Source organism: Neobacillus kokaensis (genome assembly GCF_014656545.1).
Classification (GTDB): domain Bacteria; phylum Bacillota; class Bacilli; order Bacillales; family Cytobacillaceae; genus Neobacillus; species Neobacillus kokaensis.
The window spans coordinates 340,172-355,656 of the sequence record NZ_BNDS01000003.1; the positions used below are offsets into that span (position 1 = coordinate 340,172).

Genomic DNA, 15,485 nt, shown 5'->3' on the forward strand with positions numbered 1-15,485 from the left:
GTAATTTTAAATTTCCTGTACTTTTGATTGCTGTAGATCGTTCTCAACCTTAATCGAAGCTTTTCTTTTCTTCGTATGAAGGAAGTAATAGAGAACTATTCCGATTAATACGTAGAAAGAAAATAAGAAATACAATGAGCTGTAATCCATTTTTGCTGCGATTAAGCCGACCACAAATGACCCCAGAGCCATCCCTGTATCATAAATGGATAAGAAGGTGGCGGTAGCCAATCCTCTTTTTCGCGGCTCGGCATCTTGTATCGCAATCGTTTGGAAGGTAGGGAAAAGTGTCCCCCAGCCTAGTCCAATGATTCCGGCGGATAGTAGAAACGTGAATGCACCGCCGCTTTTGCTTAAAATAAACATTCCAATGGCGAACAAAACAAGACATGGATAGGTAATCACATTTGGACCATAGGCATCTAGCCATTTTCCAGTAAATGGCCTTGAAAGCAGAAGAACTATCGCGTAAACCACAAAGAAGAGACTGGCTACATTTGCTACATGAATTTCCGTTGCGTAAATCGATATAAACGAAAGCAGTGCAGAATAGACAATGGCTAGAAAGCTTCCGACAATGGAGATTGGAACTGCTGAAGCCTCAAATAAGCCTTTGATTGAAAATGAGGATAGTACTTCAATCTCGTTATTTTTTTTCGGCTTTTTGATTTTGACACTAAGTGCTGCAAGCAATGAACCTAAGGAAACAATTCCTGCCAAAGTGAATAAAGTTTGTGATCCCCATTGTTGAATTGTCATTAAGCCAATAAAGGGCCCTAGTACCATGGCCATGTTTGTCGATAAAACGAAGTAACCCATTCCCTCACCACGGCGTGACGCCGGAATGATATCAGCAACAATTCCCCCCATTGCGGTGGTTGCCATTCCAAATCCGATACCATGTAAAAGACGGATGATTAAAAAGCCAGAAATGGTTGTTGGAAAAAAGTAAAAAACCGAAACGCCGGCAAAAAGAATGACTGCAGTAAGCAGCACTTTTTTATTCCCGGCCCGTTCAAGCCATTGACCGGCAAGCGGGCGGGTTACAATAGCCGAAAGCAAAAATATCGTCGTCATTAATCCTGCCTGAGATGCACTTGTATGTAACTCATCCAACGCAAAGGTTGGCAGTGTGACTAACAGAATATAAAAAGAAAAGAAAACAAAAAAGTTACTTAAAGAAATACTAATAAAATTTTTCGTCCATAATTTTGGTTGACTTTGACTCATTCAATCCACCCCTTTTAATAGCTGTTGTAACCAGTTGTATTGTAGTGTAACAAGTTCCTCCTGTGCGGATTGCGGGAGAGATTTAAGCAGTTCCTGGTTCATTTCATTTACTGCATTTTCCCAATTCGAGTACTCCTGTAATGCTTCATCTGTTAATTGAATATGTCTTTCCCGTTTGTCCTGACCCGGAACCTGCCGGACATAACCTTGTTTCACAAGGCGCTGAATCGTCCTCGTCATTGGCGGGGCTTCTACAAATAGGTAATCGCAAAGTTCTTTTTGTGTTAATGAGCCTTTCTGTTTTAAAACAAAAATAACGGCCCATTGTGAACCGTATAATCCCATTGGTTTTAGTGCTTCATTGAGTTTGTTGGTAAGGTGTCGTGAAAGCTGATGAAGTGTATGGAATAGTTGATGGTTAATCATGATACGCTCCAATCCGAAATTTAGTTACCTAGGTAATTATATAGGTGATACAAGAAATTGTCAAGAAATGTTCACAAATGTAAGCCTGGAAACGGTTCGCGAAATTCTGTTTGGAATTGGCGAAATAAATCGGAAAGTCCGCGAAATTCCGTTCGAAATCGGCGAAATAAATTTGAAAATCGGCGAAATCCCGTTCGAAGTCGGCGAAATAAATGGACATCGGCGAAATACAGTTCGAAATCGGCGAAATAAATCGGAAAGTCCGCGAAATTCCGTTCGAATATAGGCGGTATAAATTTGAAAATCAGCGAAATTCCGTTCATAAATTGGAAAATCGGCGAAATTCCGTTCGAAGTCGGCGAAATAAATCGGAAAGTCCGCGAAATTCCGTTCGAAATCGGCGAAATAAATTTGAAAATCGGCGAAATTCCGTTCGAAGTCGGCGAAATAAATGGACATCGGCGAAATACAGTTCAAAATCGGCGAAATAAATCGGAAAGTCCGCGAAATTCCGTTCGAAATCGGCGAAATAAATTGGAAAATCGGCGAAATTCTATTCAAATCCCGCGAAATAGAAAAAAAATAAAAATAAAAATCCCACGGAATCCAATCTAGATTCCGCGGGATGCACCCAAATCTATCTCAATACATTAAAATACCTAGCTTCCGGATGGGCAAATACAATCGCCGATACCGAAGCTTCTGGTTCCATCATACAGCCATCAGTTAACTGAACACCAATTTCCTCTGGATGAATCAAGCCAAACAGTTTCTTTTGATCTTCTAGTTCAGGGCAGGCAGGATAACCGAAGGAGAAACGCTGCCCTTGATATTTTGCTGCAAACCGTTCCTGCATTGTAAACTCAAGCGGATCTGGGAAGCCCCAGCGGTCGCGCATCTGGCGGTGGATAAACTCAGCAAGGCCTTCCGCACTCTCAAGCGCTAATGACATTAGGGCGTGGGATTCAAGGAAGCGGCCTTCCGCTTTTAACTGATCTGCCACTTCACGAATGCCACTTCCGCAAGTAACGTTAAAGAAACCAACATAATCCATCACACCGCTGTCAACTGATTTTAAGAAATCAGCTAAACAAAGGTGCGGTGCTGAATCTTGACGTGGGAAATCAAAGGTTTCAATTACTTTACTATGGTTTTCTGGGTCATAGATATAAATTTTATTCCCATCAGACTGTGCAGGGAAAAATTGATACAAGGCACGCGGTGTAATCCAATTGTTCGCAATGGAATCGGCGATTAGCTGGTCCACCATATTCTGTACCTTCCATGCCTTTTCATCCTTCTCGGCAAGTAATCTAGAGATTTTCCCTTTTACGCCAAGATGATGTCCAAGCAGCATTTGCATATTAATATATGGTTCAATATGGGATAAGGAATATGATTTTATTACATGTCGCTTTGTATCCTTTGGAACAAACACCTGAACATCCGTTGATACGGAAGGTTTAGTTTTTACAGCTACAGAACCGGAAGAACGTACAGGCAGGTCAATAGGTACACTTGCCTTAGCCAATTTTTCCTCTTTTTCTGCGAATAGCTTTTCCTGTTCACCTGGCGTTTGAAGTTGATTAGCAAGTGATAAGCCATTCATCGCATCCTTTGCATAAAGAACAAGTCCGTCATATTCCTTTGAAATTTTTGTATCAGTAAATTTCCGTGACAGGGCAGCACCGCCGACAAGAATTGGCAGAGAAATTCCCGCTTCTTTCATATCCTGCGCAGTTAACACCATTTGCTGTGCTGATTTTACCAACAGACCGGAAAGACCGATCATATCTGGTTTTTCCTCACGAATCGCTTTAATCAAATCGGCTGGGGCAACCTTAATCCCTAGGTCGCGGACATCATAGCCGTTATTGCTCAAAATAATGTCTACAAGGTTTTTTCCGATATCATGGACATCACCTTTAACCGTTGCTAATAGAACTTTACCTTTAGATGCAGAAACATCACCCTTTTCCATATATGGCTCTAAATAAGAAACGGATGCCTTCATGACCTCGGCACTTTGTAAAACTTCAGCAACAATCAGCTGGTTGTCATTAAACAAGCGGCCAACTTCTTTCATTCCGTTCATTAATGGACCGTTGATAATGTCAAGTGGAGCCGGATATTCGGCAAGGGCCAATTCCAAATCTGGTATCAAACCTTCTTTTGTCCCTTCGACAACATAATAGGCAAGACGCTCTTCAAGGCTTAGATTGAGAACAGTCGTCTTTGCTTCTTTCTTTTTACCTCGATAAAAGTCAGTAAATAACGCTAGTGTTTCATCGGTGGTTTGGAATAACAGATCTTCCGCTAATTTAACTTCCTCTGGTGCAATGGAAGCGAATCTTTCAAGCTTCTCAGTATTGACGATGGCATAATCAAGACCGGCCTGGGTACAGTGGTACAAGTATACGGAATTCAAAATCTCTCTGCCAACCGGTGGCAGCCCGAAGGAAACATTACTAACACCAAGGATGGTTTGCACGCCAGGCAGCTGTTCTTTGATAAGCCTGATTCCTTCTACCGTTGCGTTAGCAGAGCCGATATATTGTTCGTCACCGGTACCAACAGGGAATACCAATGGGTCAAAAATTAAATCCTGTGGCTTTAATTTGTATTTGTTGACCAATATGTCATAAGAGCGTTTGGCGATTTCAAGCTTCTTTTCAGCCGTTACTCCCATGCCTTTTTCGTCAATGGTTCCGACGACGACAGCAGCACCGTAGCGGTGAATCAATGGGACAACCGCTTCAAAACGTTCTTCGCCATCCTCAAGGTTAATCGAATTAATAATGGCTTTCCCTTGTGAATATTTAAGTGCTTTTTCAATGACTTTCTCATCAGTGGAGTCAATGACAAGCGGAACTTTTACTTTTTTCACAACTTCTTTTATAAAGTTTTCCATATCTTCAAGCTCATCGCGGTCAGGGTTTGCTAGGCAAAGGTCGATTACATGAGCGCCGCCTTTTACCTGGGCGCGGGCAATTTCTGCTGCCTCTTCAAATTTCCCTTCTACAATTAAGCGTTTGAACTTCCGTGAGCCGATAACATTCGTCCGTTCGCCAACAAAGATTGGTCTTAAAGTCGGATCATCATAAATGAATGGCTCAATCCCAGAAACCATGTGAGTATTAGATTCCCCAAATTCTCTCGGTGCAAAATCCTTCACTGCTTCAACCATTGCCCGGATATGATCCGGTGTTGTACCACAGCAGCCGCCGACAATATTAAGCCAGCCATGAGCCGCAAAATCAGATAATTTTTTCGCTAATGTTTCTGGTGTTTCGTGGTAATGTCCTTCTTCATCCGGCAGACCGGCATTTGGATAACAGCTGACTGCTGTTCCCGCTAAGCCTGCCAACGAACGGATATGGTCCTGCATGAATTCAGGACCGGTGGCGCAGTTAAGTCCGACAGCAACAGGATTCATATGCTCAACGGAAATATAGAAGGACTCGATCGATTGCCCCGCAAGCGTTGTACCCATAGGTTCAATCGTTCCGGAAATAAACAAGGGCAGTGTTTTTCCTGTCTTTGCAAAGGCATTTTGAATGCCGACGTAACCAGCTTTAACATTCAGCATATCCTGGCTTGTTTCGAGCAGCAGCAGGTCAACGCCGCCATCAATTAGTCCAATTGCTTGTTCTTCGTAAGACGCAGATAGTGCATCAAAGGTAGTTCCACCAGTGACACTCAGCGTTTTGGTCGTCGGCCCCATTGAACCGGCAACATAGCGCGGCCAATCAGCCGTAGATATCTGGTCTGCTTCCGCAACGGCAATTTGAGCTGCTTTTTTGTTGATTTCATAGGCTTTAAAGCCAAGCTCGTATTCATCAAGGACAATGCTGGTTGCACCAAAGGTATTGGTTTCGATAATATCAGCGCCTGCCTCCAAATATTCGCGGTGAATCCTCGCAATCACCTCTGGAGCTGTTAGGTTTAAGTTTTCGTTACAGCCGTCATATTGTTCTCCGCCAAAGTCTTCTGCGGTAAGATCAGCCTGCTGGAGCATCGTTCCCATTGCCCCGTCCATAACAAGGATGTGTTTTTTCAATTGGTCAGTAAATGGTCGTTTCGACATAGCTGTTCCCCCTCTGTTCACGTGCTCGCTCTTTAGTATAAAGGGCCAGTTCAAGCGTCAATTCGTATCGTAAAAATGGTGTGATTAAATAGATTCCATTGAATAAATCCAGGGCAGTGTCAATTAATTGCTTCGTAATTTCAACTCCTTCACGCGCTGCTTGAAGCGGGTTATCGTTGAGTGCAAACATCCGCTCGCGAATGGAATCAGCAATTTTGATTCCCGGCACTTCATTATGAAGGAACTCTGCATTCTTACTGCTTGTTAATGGCATTAAGCCAATATAGATTGGTGCTGCCAAATGTTTAGTAGCTTCATAGACTTCAAGCAGCTTTTCTTCAGAAAAAACAGGCTGGGAAATAAAGTAGTCAGCTCCATAGCTGATTTTCTTCTCCAGACGCTTTACCGCTTTCTCAACTGAGCGGACATTAGGATTAAAGGCAGCAGCGACACTGAACGCTGTTTTCTCTCCTAAATCCTTTCCGGAAAAAGATAGGCCCTCGTTTAGCTGCTTAATCATTTGTATTAATTCAAATGATGAGACATCGTAAACAGAAGACGCCCCCGGGAAATCTCCTACTCTTGCAGGGTCGCCGGTAATGGCTAAAACGTCATTCATACCAAGCGTGTGAAGTCCCATTAAGTGAGATTGCAGCCCAATAATATTTCGGTCACGGCAGGCAATATGAATGAGAGGCCGCATTCCCAGCTCTTGTTTTACTAAATAGCCTAACGATTCATTTGAAATTCTAACGGTTGCAAGAGAATTATCTGCAAGTGTTAACGCATCAATCCCGGCTTCTTTAAACGCCCTTGCCCCCTCGAAAAATTTATCCGTATTCAGCTTTCTAGGCGGATCTAATTCTACAATAACAGACGGGCGCTTTTTAACAATGTCCTGAAGCGGCTCATAATCCCTTTTTGGTGCATGTTCTTCAATGGATATTTGCTTCCGTTCTAATTTTACCACTTTTTCGACAACTGGTGTGCGGTCCTTTAATCCGGCGGCGAAAGCTCTAATATGCTCCGGCGTTGTTCCGCAGCAGCCGCCGAGCAGCCGAACTCCTTGATTACGGAAGCTTTGTGCAGACTTTCTAAAGTAATCGGCGTCGCCTTCATAATGAAATTTTCCGTCCGTGTAGGCAGGAAGGCTGGCATTTGGATAAGCAGAAAGATAGGCACGCTTCGGCAGTTCAATTTGTTCCAGGGCTAATAACATATGATGAGGTCCCAGGCGGCAATTGAGTCCGACTACATCGGCACCAAGCTCTTCAAGCCTTTTTAAAGCATCATTGGCTGGAGTGCGATTTTGGAGCACACCCGGCTCCTGCATCGAAACTTGAGCAATAATCGGCAGTTTTGTTTCCTTCCGGGCTATCGTCAAGACCGTTTCAAGCTCATCCAAATCATAGAAGGTTTCCAGCAGCAAGCCATCAACACCCTCTAGTAAAAGACAATACAGCTGCTCACGAAAACTGCGTTTGATTTCTTCTATTGTAATGGAGTCAGGTTTGACCCCGCGGTTACCTCCAAGTGTTCCAAGCACGAAAGCATTCGTTTGCGCTGCGGCTTTAGCATGGCGAACTGCCGCACTGTTAATTTCTTTTACCGAATCTTCTAAGCCATAGCGCTGCAGCTTTAAGTAATTTGCGGCGTACGTATTCGTCTGAATCACATCTGCACCGGCATCGATGTAAGCACGATGAATCGATTGAATTTGCTCAGGCTCGGAAAGGTTAAGTTCCTCAAAACAGCAATCTGTTCCATATGAATAGAGCAGAGTTCCCATCGCACCGTCAGCGATCAGAATTTCATTTTTTAATTTATCTAATAAATTCATCATCATTCTCCTTGCTGCAGTACCAATTCATTCTGACCAAGCTGTTCCAAGCTTTGAGAAAAATCTTTGATTAAGTCATCCGGGTTTTCAAGCCCGACAGATAACCTAAGCAGACTGTTTTTGATGCCGCGTTTTTCTCTTTCCGCCTGTGGCATGGCAGCATGAGACATTTTTGCCGGATAGGATAAAATTGATTCAACCGCTCCAAGGCTGACTGCAAAGACAGGAATCTTAACGCCCGAAACAAATGTCCTTAATGCCGCTTCACTTTTTAGTTCAAATGATAATACCGCTCCGGCGCCTTGTGCTTGATCTTGCTGCAATTGATAATGCGGGTGGTCATCAAGTCCAGGATAATAGACTCGCTCAATGAGCGGATGTGATTGTAAAAATTCTGCTATTTTTAGAGTTGATTTTTGTGAATGCTCCAGCCGGACACTTAACGTTTTTAATCCTCTAAGAACAAGCCATGCATCTTGAACGCCAAGGATTGCCCCAAAAGAATTTTGTAAAAATCCAAGCCGTTTTGCTAAATCTTCATCCTTTACAACCGCAAGGCCGGCCACAACATCACTATGTCCTGATAAAAATTTCGTTGCACTATGGAGCACAATATCAGCTCCAAGTTCTAACGGCCGTTGCAAAGCTGGTGTCAGAAAGGTATTATCGACAAAGGTCAAAGCGCCGATTTCCTTAGCCATGCTGCTAATAGCTTTGATATCCGTAACTTTTAATAAAGGATTTGATGGGGTTTCCACATAAAATGCTTTCGTATTCGGCTTAATGGCCTGTTTCACTTGTTCTAAATCGGTCATATCAACGAAAGTGTGTTCAACTCCAAAACGTGTTAGGACCTCTGTGACCATGCGGAATGTTCCGCCGTACACATCATCGGTAATAACTACATGATCTCCGGCTGACAGCAGGAGAAAGGCTGTTGAAATGGCAGCCATCCCTGAAGCAAAAGCAAAACCCTTCACACCGCCTTCGAGTTCTGCAATAACATCTTCAAGCGCTTCCCTAGTTGGATTTAAGCTGCGTGCATAGTCATATTTGCCGAACTGGTCAACATCAAACTGGTGAAATGTAGAGGCATGCTGGATTGGCACACTTACTGCACCTGTTACAGGATCCATTTTATGCTGGTTATGAAGCAGCCTTGTTTCAAAACAAAATTCTTCCTTTGTCATTATAATGTCACTCCTTCACTAACTTTGGCCAATGCATGGCTTAGGTCGTTCATTAAATCTTCCGCATCTTCAATTCCTACAGAAAAACGTAATAATCGATTGCAAACACCTTGCTGGATACGGATTTCTTCCGGTATATCAGCATGGGTTTGTGTCGCAGGATAGGTGATAAAGCTCTCCGTACCGCCTAAACTTTCCGCAAAGGTAATCAGCTGTAAATTTTGTAAAAACGGATTTACCCCGGCTTCGTCCTTGATTCTGAAGGAAAGCATGCCGCCGCGCCCAGGATAAAGGACATCCGTTATACCATCATGGTTTGATAGAAACTCAACAATAGCTTTCGCATTTTTCTCATGTCGTTCCATTCTTAGTGATAAAGTCTTCATCCCGCGCATTAATAGCCAGGAATCAAACGGGCTTAGAACTCCGCCGGCTCCATTATGATGAAATGCAAGTGATGTACATAGCTCTTCACCTTTAGCAACAATCAGTCCGGCAAGCACATCATTATGGCCGCCTAAATATTTCGTCGCACTATGGATCACGATATCGGCACCCAGCTTGATTGGCTGTTGTAGAAGCGGTGTATAGAAAGTATTGTCAACAATTAATAAAATTCCGTGACGTTTGGCAACATCAGCGATTGCAGAAATATCTGCCTGCTGCATAAGTGGATTTGTCGGCGTCTCAAGGAAAATGGCCTTTGTTTGTGGCGTGATTCTACTCTCAACTGCTTCCGGGCTGCATGTATCGACATAATGACAGTTCAACCCCCATTTTTTGAACCCCTGCTCCAATAAACGGTAGGTTCCGCCATATAAATCCTCACTGACTAACCATTCATCACCAGATTGGAATAAGGAAAGAATGGTAAAAATAGCAGCCATCCCAGAACTGCAGGCGAAGCCTTGGTCACCGCCTTCAAGATCGGCAATAGTTTTTTCAAGAAGTTGGCGCGTCGGGTTCCCTGTGCGTGAATAATCAAACCCTGTTGATTGGCCGATTCCTGCATGGCGATAAGCTGTTGAAAAATAAACAGGGGGATTTACCGTACCCGTTGCTGTTTCACTGCGGTTTCCTATTTGAGCTAGTTTCGTATCAATTTTGTACATGACGCACACTCCTTTAAATAAATAAAAAAAAGTCTTCTATAAGAAGAAGACTTTTGTATGTATGAACCAATTGTCATTCTTCTTATCTTGCAAATTAGTCATTTGCAGGACTTAGCACCTTTTCAATGAAAAACCATTGAAGGTTGCTGAGGTTTCATCGGGCCCTTCCCTCTACCTCTCTTGATAAGAATTTAATATTTAGATTATTTATTAAATTTACTACAGTAAAGCTGTGGTGTCAAATTAATTCTCCTACATTCTGTTTTGCGTTATTGCTTTTTTAACCGATTTTTGTTCCTTTTAAAGAATAAATTTCTACATTTTTTTCTTTTTTAGTCGAATAAATTAGATAGAAATAGGATTTTTTTTCTTGTTCAAAAGAGTTATAATGTTCTTAATAAAGAAATTAGCTGTAAGGAAATTAGAAATATGAAATAATTGGTTGTTTTTTTTTAGTCTAATTGTTTCATATAATGAACAAATTGTCTTTTAAAGTGTTATTTATGGTGATGTCTCCTTGCCAATATCTAAGGAGGCACTCGGTCACGCTGTGGGTTGAAATATACCTTAGATGCAAGTCGTCAAGAGTGTGATGTGAGGAAGGGTTAGATGCCCTCTTATTATTAAGGATTTTGATTAGCTGGGCTTAAAGAAGCCTGATAATCAAAATCTTTAATTATGCATATATGGAGCAGTACTTTTTAAAGGGGGGAGATTATGAGCTATCTACAAAGGCTGTCATTATTTTTTCTTGCTGATTCATGCATTGTCCTAACAGCCATTTTTTTTAGCAGATTTTTAGTTGACGCCACAACTAATGTTGTAACTATACCGATTATCGTCACTTCCTTATCGATCCTTTTATGTCATCATATTTTTTCATTTTTCTTCAAACTTTACAAAAAGGCATGGGAATATGCCAGTGTTGGAGAATTAATCATCATTTTCAAGGTTGTCACTTTTTCAATTATTATTGCTGCTCTTTTGCAGAAGGTAATTTTTGCTGATATTTATTTTAGACTTCTGGCGGTCACCGGGGCACTTCATATTTTGTTAATTGGCAGCTTTAGGTTTTGTTGGCGCATGTATAGCGATTCTATTAAAAACGAGAACTTTAATAAAAAAAGAACATTGATTATTGGAGCTGGATCTGCGGGGACTATGGTTGCTAGACAGCTATTAAATAATCGTGATGCAGATTTATTTCCAGTTGGGTTTATTGATGATGATATTCACAAACAAAAACTTCATATTTTAAGTGTTCCAGTTGTAGGAAGTGTCAATTCTATTAAACAAGTTGTTAAACAGCTTGAAATTGAAAATATTATAATCGCTATTCCTTCATTAAGTAAAAAAGAGCTAAAAATTATTTTTGAAGAATGTACAAAAACTTCAGCTAAAACGCAAATTTTGCCAATGCTGGAGGATCTGGTAACAGGAAAAGTATCCGTTAATCAATTTCGCGATGTACAAGTGGAGGATCTTTTAGGCAGAGAACCAATCGAGTTAGATATTGCCACTATTTCTAAATCTGTAACCGGAAAAACGGTTTTGGTGACAGGGGCAGGGGGCTCTATAGGTTCGGAGATTTGCCGTCAGATTGTTAAATTTAATCCAGACACTTTAGTTTTATTAGGACATGGTGAAAACAGCATTTATTCAATTGAAATGGAACTAAAGGAAGAGTTAAAAGAAAGCTCGGTTAAGATTTTTACTGAAATTGCCGATACGCAGGATGCCGAAAAGATGAATTGTATTATAAGAAACTATCTTCCAGATGTGATCTACCATGCTGCTGCACATAAGCATGTACCTTTAATGGAACGAAATCCTGATGAAGCTGTGAAAAATAATGTCATTGGGACAATGAATGTAGCGAATGCCGCAAATTGGCACGGGGTTAAAACCTTTGTCATGATTTCTACGGATAAAGCAGTTAATCCGACTAGTGTTATGGGAGCAACCAAAAGACTTGCAGAAATGATTATTCAGTCAATGGACAAAGAAAGCAAAACGAAATTTGTTGCCGTTCGCTTTGGTAATGTTCTAGGAAGCAGAGGCAGTGTCATTCCACTGTTTAAAAGACAAATTGAAAAGGGAGGTCCCATTACCGTCACCCATCCAGATATGGTTCGTTATTTTATGACCATCCCTGAGGCATCAAGACTTGTCATACAGGCAGGTGCTCTGGCAAAAGGCGGGGAAATCTTTGTTCTCGATATGGGGGAACCTGTAAAAATCGTTGATCTTGCCAAAAATTTAATTCGTTTATCAGGTAACACCGTTGAGGAGATTGGAATCGAATTTACCGGCATGAGACCAGGAGAGAAGCTTTACGAAGAATTGCTTAATGAGAATGAAGTAAATGAGGAACAAATCTATCCGAAAATTTATGTAGGCAAAGCATCAGAGCTTTTTATGCAAGAAATCAATTATTTACTATTAAATTTTGAAAATCTTGAGAAAGAAAAGCTAAGGGAAATGCTGTTAATGATTACTAATAGGAATATTCATTCAAAGATAGCCTTATCCGTTTCTATTTAATCCTATCAGCCCAAAAGCAAAAATCCTGGAGGTGAAGATGTTGCCACAAACAACCGTGGAAAAGAGGATTCTTCTTTCCCCTCCCCATATGAGCGGAAGGGAAATGCACTATATTAATGAAGCAATCGAAACAAATTGGATTGCCCCATTAGGTCCTAATGTAGATGCTTTTGAAAGTGATTTAGCCGAGTTGACGGGCATCAATGGAGCAGTTGCGGTCAGTTCGGGAACAGCTGCGATTCATTTGGCACTTTTATTATTAGGGGTAAAAAAAGGAGATCTTGTTTTTTGTTCAAGTCTAACCTTTGTGGCCTCCGCAAATCCTATTCTTTATCAAGGAGCGGAGCCTGTTTTCATTGACTCTGAGCCTGAAACTTGGAATATGTCACCTTCCGCACTGGAATGTGCCTTTCTGGATGCATCTGCTGCAGGCAGGCTGCCTAAAGCCGTCATTATTGTTAACCTCTATGGCCAATCAGCCAGAATGGAAGAATTAGTTTCCATTTGTAATCAGTATAATGTGCCGATTATTGAAGATGCCGCGGAATCCCTCGGTGCATTGTATAAGGGAAAGGCAAGCGGGACTTTTGGGGAGTTTGGCATCTATTCGTTTAACGGCAACAAAATCATCACAACTTCTGGCGGTGGGATGCTTATTTCCAATAATGTTGAAGCATTGAACAAGGCCCGTTTCTTAGCAACTCAAGCTAAGGATTTAGCACCCTATTATCAGCATAGCAAGCTTGGATTTAACTATCGTATGAGTAATATTTTAGCTGGAATCGGCAGAGGACAGCTTAAGGTTTTGGATGAGAGAGTGATGGCTAGAAGGACGATCTTCAACAGATATCAAGAAGAATTAGCCGATATTTCTGCTATTTCTTTTATGCCGGAGATGCCACAAACGTTTTCAAACAGATGGCTGACCGCCTTAACCATCCATGAAGAGACCGCCGGTTTAACTGCGGCTAAAGTACTCGAGGTACTAGAATCAGAGAATATTGAAGCTAGGCATGTGTGGAAACCGCTTCATCTTCAGCCGCTGTTTGAACAGTGTAAGTACTACCTGCATAACGGTAACGAAAACATCTCTGAAAAGCTTTTTCAAACAGGGATTTGTTTACCATCAGGATCCAATATGACAAGGGATGATCAAATGAGAGTGATTCAATGTATAAGAAATTCACTAGGAACTGGATAAAACGAAAAAATGTCTGAATTTAAAGAGGGACTCAGATGATTGGAGAAAGAATAGCAGAAATACGAAAACAAAAGGGTTACACCTTATCTGAATTAGCAGAGAAGACAAATATATCTAAATCATATCTTAGCAATATGGAGCGTAGTTTGAACAAGAATCCTTCTCTCGCCATTATGAAACGAATTGCCAAAGTGCTGGATGTCGATTTGATGACATTGTTAAAGAAAGGAACAGATCAAAATTCACATCTTTATATCGATGAGGAATGGGCTCAGTTTATCTATGAATTAAAAGACATAGGGGTGGAGAAGGAGCAATTAAAGCAATATAAAACCTTGATTGAGTTTATTAAGTGGAAGAACCAGAATGAGGAGCAGGGAAGATAACGGCCCCATTTTATCAGGAAATAAAATTTGGAGGAAATTATGGAGAGTACGGTCAGTTTAATAGATATATTTAAGATTCTTATGAAACGCTGGAAATTAATTAGTCTCTTCATTATTGGTGCCGGGTTAATCAGTGCGGCAATTACCTTTTATTTATTGAAACCTGTTTACCAGGCTAAGACGCAAATCCTTGTTAGTCAAAAAAATACGGAAAACCAATTGGATCTTACTATGCTGCAAAGTAATGTAGATTTAATCAGCACATATACTGACATTATTAATAGTCCTGTTATTTTAGAAAAGGTAATAAACAGACTTGATCTGACTGAAAATGTAGATGAACTGACTAAAAGTATTATGGTTACCAATAAAGAAAATTCACAGGTTTTTACCTTAGTAGTTGAAAATCATGATGCTGAAAAGGTAGTAAAAATTGTTAATGCTCTTTCGGAAACTTTTCAACAAGAAATTAAAGGGATCATGAATGTTGATAATGTAAGTATACTTGCGAGGGCTGAATTAAAGGAGAATCCAATTCCAGTTAAGCCTAATCCGTTATTAAATATTTTAATTGCTATTGTAATTGGATTTATGAGCGGTATGGGCCTGGCGCTCTTGCTAGAACTTATGGATAGTACATTAAAGAATGAACAGGATGCGACAGCATTCCTTGGTCTTCCTATACTAGGATCAGTTCAAAAAATGTCAAAAGCTAATAAAAAGGATAGAAGTGATACCTTAGCACAAACAATGGGGGGGGAAACGTATGTCTCGTCGGTTGAGAAATAAAAATAAAAAAGCAGTAAGTTTAATTACAAATTTTAATACAAGATCACCAATTACTGAACAATATCGGCTGATCAGGAATAATTTACACTTTTCTTCAGTGGATAAAGATATCAAAACAATTGTTATTACCTCACCAGATCCATCAGAAGGGAAATCAACAACATCTGCTAATTTGTCTATCATTCTGGCACAGCAAGGGAAAAAAGTATTACTGGTGGATACTGATTTAAGAAAGCCAACTGTACATTTCGCCTTTAAGGTGAGCAATATCTATGGGTTGACCAATATCCTAACAAAGGATATCAATCTAGAACAGGCCATTACCAAAACGTATGTTGCCAATTTAGATCTATTAACAAGTGGTCCCTTACCACCAAATCCTTCCGAACTATTAAATTCAAATGCTATGGAATTAATAATAGAGGACCTAAAAGGATTGTATGACTACGTTATTTTTGACACCCCTCCAATTCTTGTTGTGACGGATTCGCAAGTAATGGCAAGTAAGTGTGATGGCGTAGTCATGGTCATAGCCAGCGGGAAAACGAAGAAGGATCGGGCAATGAAAGCAAAGGATTTTCTAGAAAAAGCAAACTCTTTGCTGCTTGGTGTAGTCGTAAATGGTGTGGACTATAAACAGAAGGATTATTATGGCCACTATGGCTAAATTGTAAAAAGGG

The 15,485-nt window shown here is 40.8% G+C and carries 13 protein-coding genes and 1 riboswitch; of the genes, 7 read left to right on the forward strand and 6 right to left on the reverse strand.

Annotation, left to right across the window (positions count from 1 at the left end):
- Positions 1 to 6: 6 nt before the first annotated feature.
- Both IE222_RS06205 and IE222_RS06210 read right to left on the reverse strand, forming a co-directional pair.
- On the reverse strand, positions 7 to 1,230 hold the full coding sequence (locus tag IE222_RS06205; protein WP_191270784.1) for an MFS transporter: 1,224 nt from the start codon (positions 1,228 to 1,230) through the stop codon (positions 7 to 9).
- Positions 1,231 to 1,656 carry a MarR family winged helix-turn-helix transcriptional regulator gene (locus tag IE222_RS06210; protein WP_191270786.1) on the reverse strand — a complete coding sequence of 142 codons (426 nt, stop codon included), beginning with the start codon at positions 1,654 to 1,656 and terminating at the stop codon, positions 1,231 to 1,233.
- On the opposite strand from IE222_RS06210, the gene IE222_RS06215 reads away from it, so the two are divergent.
- On the forward strand, positions 1,655 to 1,942 hold the full coding sequence (locus tag IE222_RS06215; RefSeq protein ID WP_191270788.1) for a hypothetical protein: 288 nt from the start codon (positions 1,655 to 1,657) through the stop codon (positions 1,940 to 1,942). The genes IE222_RS06210 and IE222_RS06215 overlap by 2 nt on opposite strands.
- Positions 1,943 to 1,953: 11 nt before the next feature.
- Complete coding sequence (locus tag IE222_RS06220) at positions 1,954 to 2,271, forward strand: hypothetical protein (RefSeq protein ID WP_191270790.1); 318 nt, start codon at positions 1,954 to 1,956, stop codon at positions 2,269 to 2,271.
- Positions 2,272 to 2,293: 22 nt separating this feature from the next.
- Here IE222_RS06220 and metH read toward each other — a convergent pair whose 3' ends face one another.
- The 4 genes from metH to IE222_RS06240 are packed head-to-tail and all read right to left on the reverse strand — an operon-like array spanning position 2,294 to position 9,885.
- Positions 2,294 to 5,743: a methionine synthase gene (metH, locus tag IE222_RS06225; protein WP_191270792.1), complete on the reverse strand. Its 3,450-nt coding sequence runs from the start codon at positions 5,741 to 5,743 to the stop codon at positions 2,294 to 2,296.
- Positions 5,721 to 7,583 (reverse strand): bifunctional homocysteine S-methyltransferase/methylenetetrahydrofolate reductase, encoded by a 1,863-nt coding sequence (locus IE222_RS06230; RefSeq protein ID WP_191270793.1) that lies wholly within the window; start codon positions 7,581 to 7,583, stop codon positions 5,721 to 5,723. The genes metH and IE222_RS06230 overlap by 23 nt, the downstream gene beginning before the upstream one ends.
- Positions 7,584 to 7,585: 2 nt before the next feature.
- Positions 7,586 to 8,773 (reverse strand): cystathionine beta-lyase, encoded by a 1,188-nt coding sequence (gene metC / locus IE222_RS06235; RefSeq protein WP_191270795.1) that lies wholly within the window; start codon positions 8,771 to 8,773, stop codon positions 7,586 to 7,588.
- Positions 8,773 to 9,885 (reverse strand): methionine biosynthesis PLP-dependent protein, encoded by a 1,113-nt coding sequence (locus IE222_RS06240; protein WP_191270797.1) that lies wholly within the window; start codon positions 9,883 to 9,885, stop codon positions 8,773 to 8,775. Before IE222_RS06240 ends, metC begins: the two co-directional genes overlap by 1 nt.
- 79 nt (positions 9,886 to 9,964) lie before the next feature.
- Positions 9,965 to 10,075, reverse strand: a riboswitch (SAM riboswitch).
- Positions 10,076 to 10,602: 527 nt separating this feature from the next.
- Between IE222_RS06240 and IE222_RS06245 the strand changes: the two genes are divergently transcribed.
- From IE222_RS06245 to IE222_RS06265, 5 genes are read left to right on the forward strand one after another with little or no spacing between them, the layout of a single operon-like run.
- Positions 10,603 to 12,429: a polysaccharide biosynthesis protein gene (locus IE222_RS06245; RefSeq protein ID WP_191270799.1), complete on the forward strand. Its 1,827-nt coding sequence runs from the start codon at positions 10,603 to 10,605 to the stop codon at positions 12,427 to 12,429.
- A 37-nt stretch (positions 12,430 to 12,466) separates the two neighbouring features.
- Positions 12,467 to 13,630: an aminotransferase class I/II-fold pyridoxal phosphate-dependent enzyme gene (locus IE222_RS06250; protein WP_275671440.1), complete on the forward strand. Its 1,164-nt coding sequence runs from the start codon at positions 12,467 to 12,469 to the stop codon at positions 13,628 to 13,630.
- 35 nt (positions 13,631 to 13,665) lie between these two features.
- The gene (locus IE222_RS06255) at positions 13,666 to 14,016 is read left to right on the forward strand and encodes a helix-turn-helix domain-containing protein (RefSeq protein WP_191270801.1); all 351 of its coding nucleotides are present in this window, start codon (positions 13,666 to 13,668) and stop codon (positions 14,014 to 14,016) included.
- A 39-nt stretch (positions 14,017 to 14,055) separates the two neighbouring features.
- Positions 14,056 to 14,805 (forward strand): YveK family protein, encoded by a 750-nt coding sequence (locus IE222_RS06260; protein WP_191270803.1) that lies wholly within the window; start codon positions 14,056 to 14,058, stop codon positions 14,803 to 14,805.
- Positions 14,783 to 15,472 carry a CpsD/CapB family tyrosine-protein kinase gene (locus IE222_RS06265; protein WP_191270804.1) on the forward strand — a complete coding sequence of 230 codons (690 nt, stop codon included), beginning with the start codon at positions 14,783 to 14,785 and terminating at the stop codon, positions 15,470 to 15,472. The genes IE222_RS06260 and IE222_RS06265 overlap by 23 nt, the downstream gene beginning before the upstream one ends.
- The last annotated feature ends 13 nt before the right edge of the window (positions 15,473 to 15,485 follow it).

What these genes read in the sequence shown, in the direction of transcription:
- IE222_RS06230 (WP_191270793.1), bottom strand. Translation starts at nt 7,583, where the DNA reads ATGAATTTATTAGATAAATTAAAAAATGAAATTCTGATCGCTGACGGT.
- IE222_RS06245 (WP_191270799.1), top strand. Translation starts at nt 10,603, where the DNA reads ATGAGCTATCTACAAAGGCTGTCATTATTTTTTCTTGCTGATTCATGC.
- IE222_RS06260 (WP_191270803.1), top strand. Translation starts at nt 14,056, where the DNA reads ATGGAGAGTACGGTCAGTTTAATAGATATATTTAAGATTCTTATGAAA.
- IE222_RS06210 (WP_191270786.1), bottom strand. Translation starts at nt 1,656, where the DNA reads ATGATTAACCATCAACTATTCCATACACTTCATCAGCTTTCACGACAC.
- IE222_RS06250 (WP_275671440.1), top strand. Translation starts at nt 12,467, where the DNA reads ATGTTGCCACAAACAACCGTGGAAAAGAGGATTCTTCTTTCCCCTCCC.
- metH (WP_191270792.1), bottom strand. Translation starts at nt 5,743, where the DNA reads ATGTCGAAACGACCATTTACTGACCAATTGAAAAAACACATCCTTGTT.
- IE222_RS06240 (WP_191270797.1), bottom strand. Translation starts at nt 9,885, where the DNA reads ATGTACAAAATTGATACGAAACTAGCTCAAATAGGAAACCGCAGTGAA.
- IE222_RS06205 (WP_191270784.1), bottom strand. Translation starts at nt 1,230, where the DNA reads ATGAGTCAAAGTCAACCAAAATTATGGACGAAAAATTTTATTAGTATT.
- IE222_RS06215 (WP_191270788.1), top strand. Translation starts at nt 1,655, where the DNA reads ATGATACGCTCCAATCCGAAATTTAGTTACCTAGGTAATTATATAGGT.
- IE222_RS06265 (WP_191270804.1), top strand. Translation starts at nt 14,783, where the DNA reads ATGTCTCGTCGGTTGAGAAATAAAAATAAAAAAGCAGTAAGTTTAATT.
- metC (WP_191270795.1), bottom strand. Translation starts at nt 8,773, where the DNA reads ATGACAAAGGAAGAATTTTGTTTTGAAACAAGGCTGCTTCATAACCAG.
- IE222_RS06255 (WP_191270801.1), top strand. Translation starts at nt 13,666, where the DNA reads ATGATTGGAGAAAGAATAGCAGAAATACGAAAACAAAAGGGTTACACC.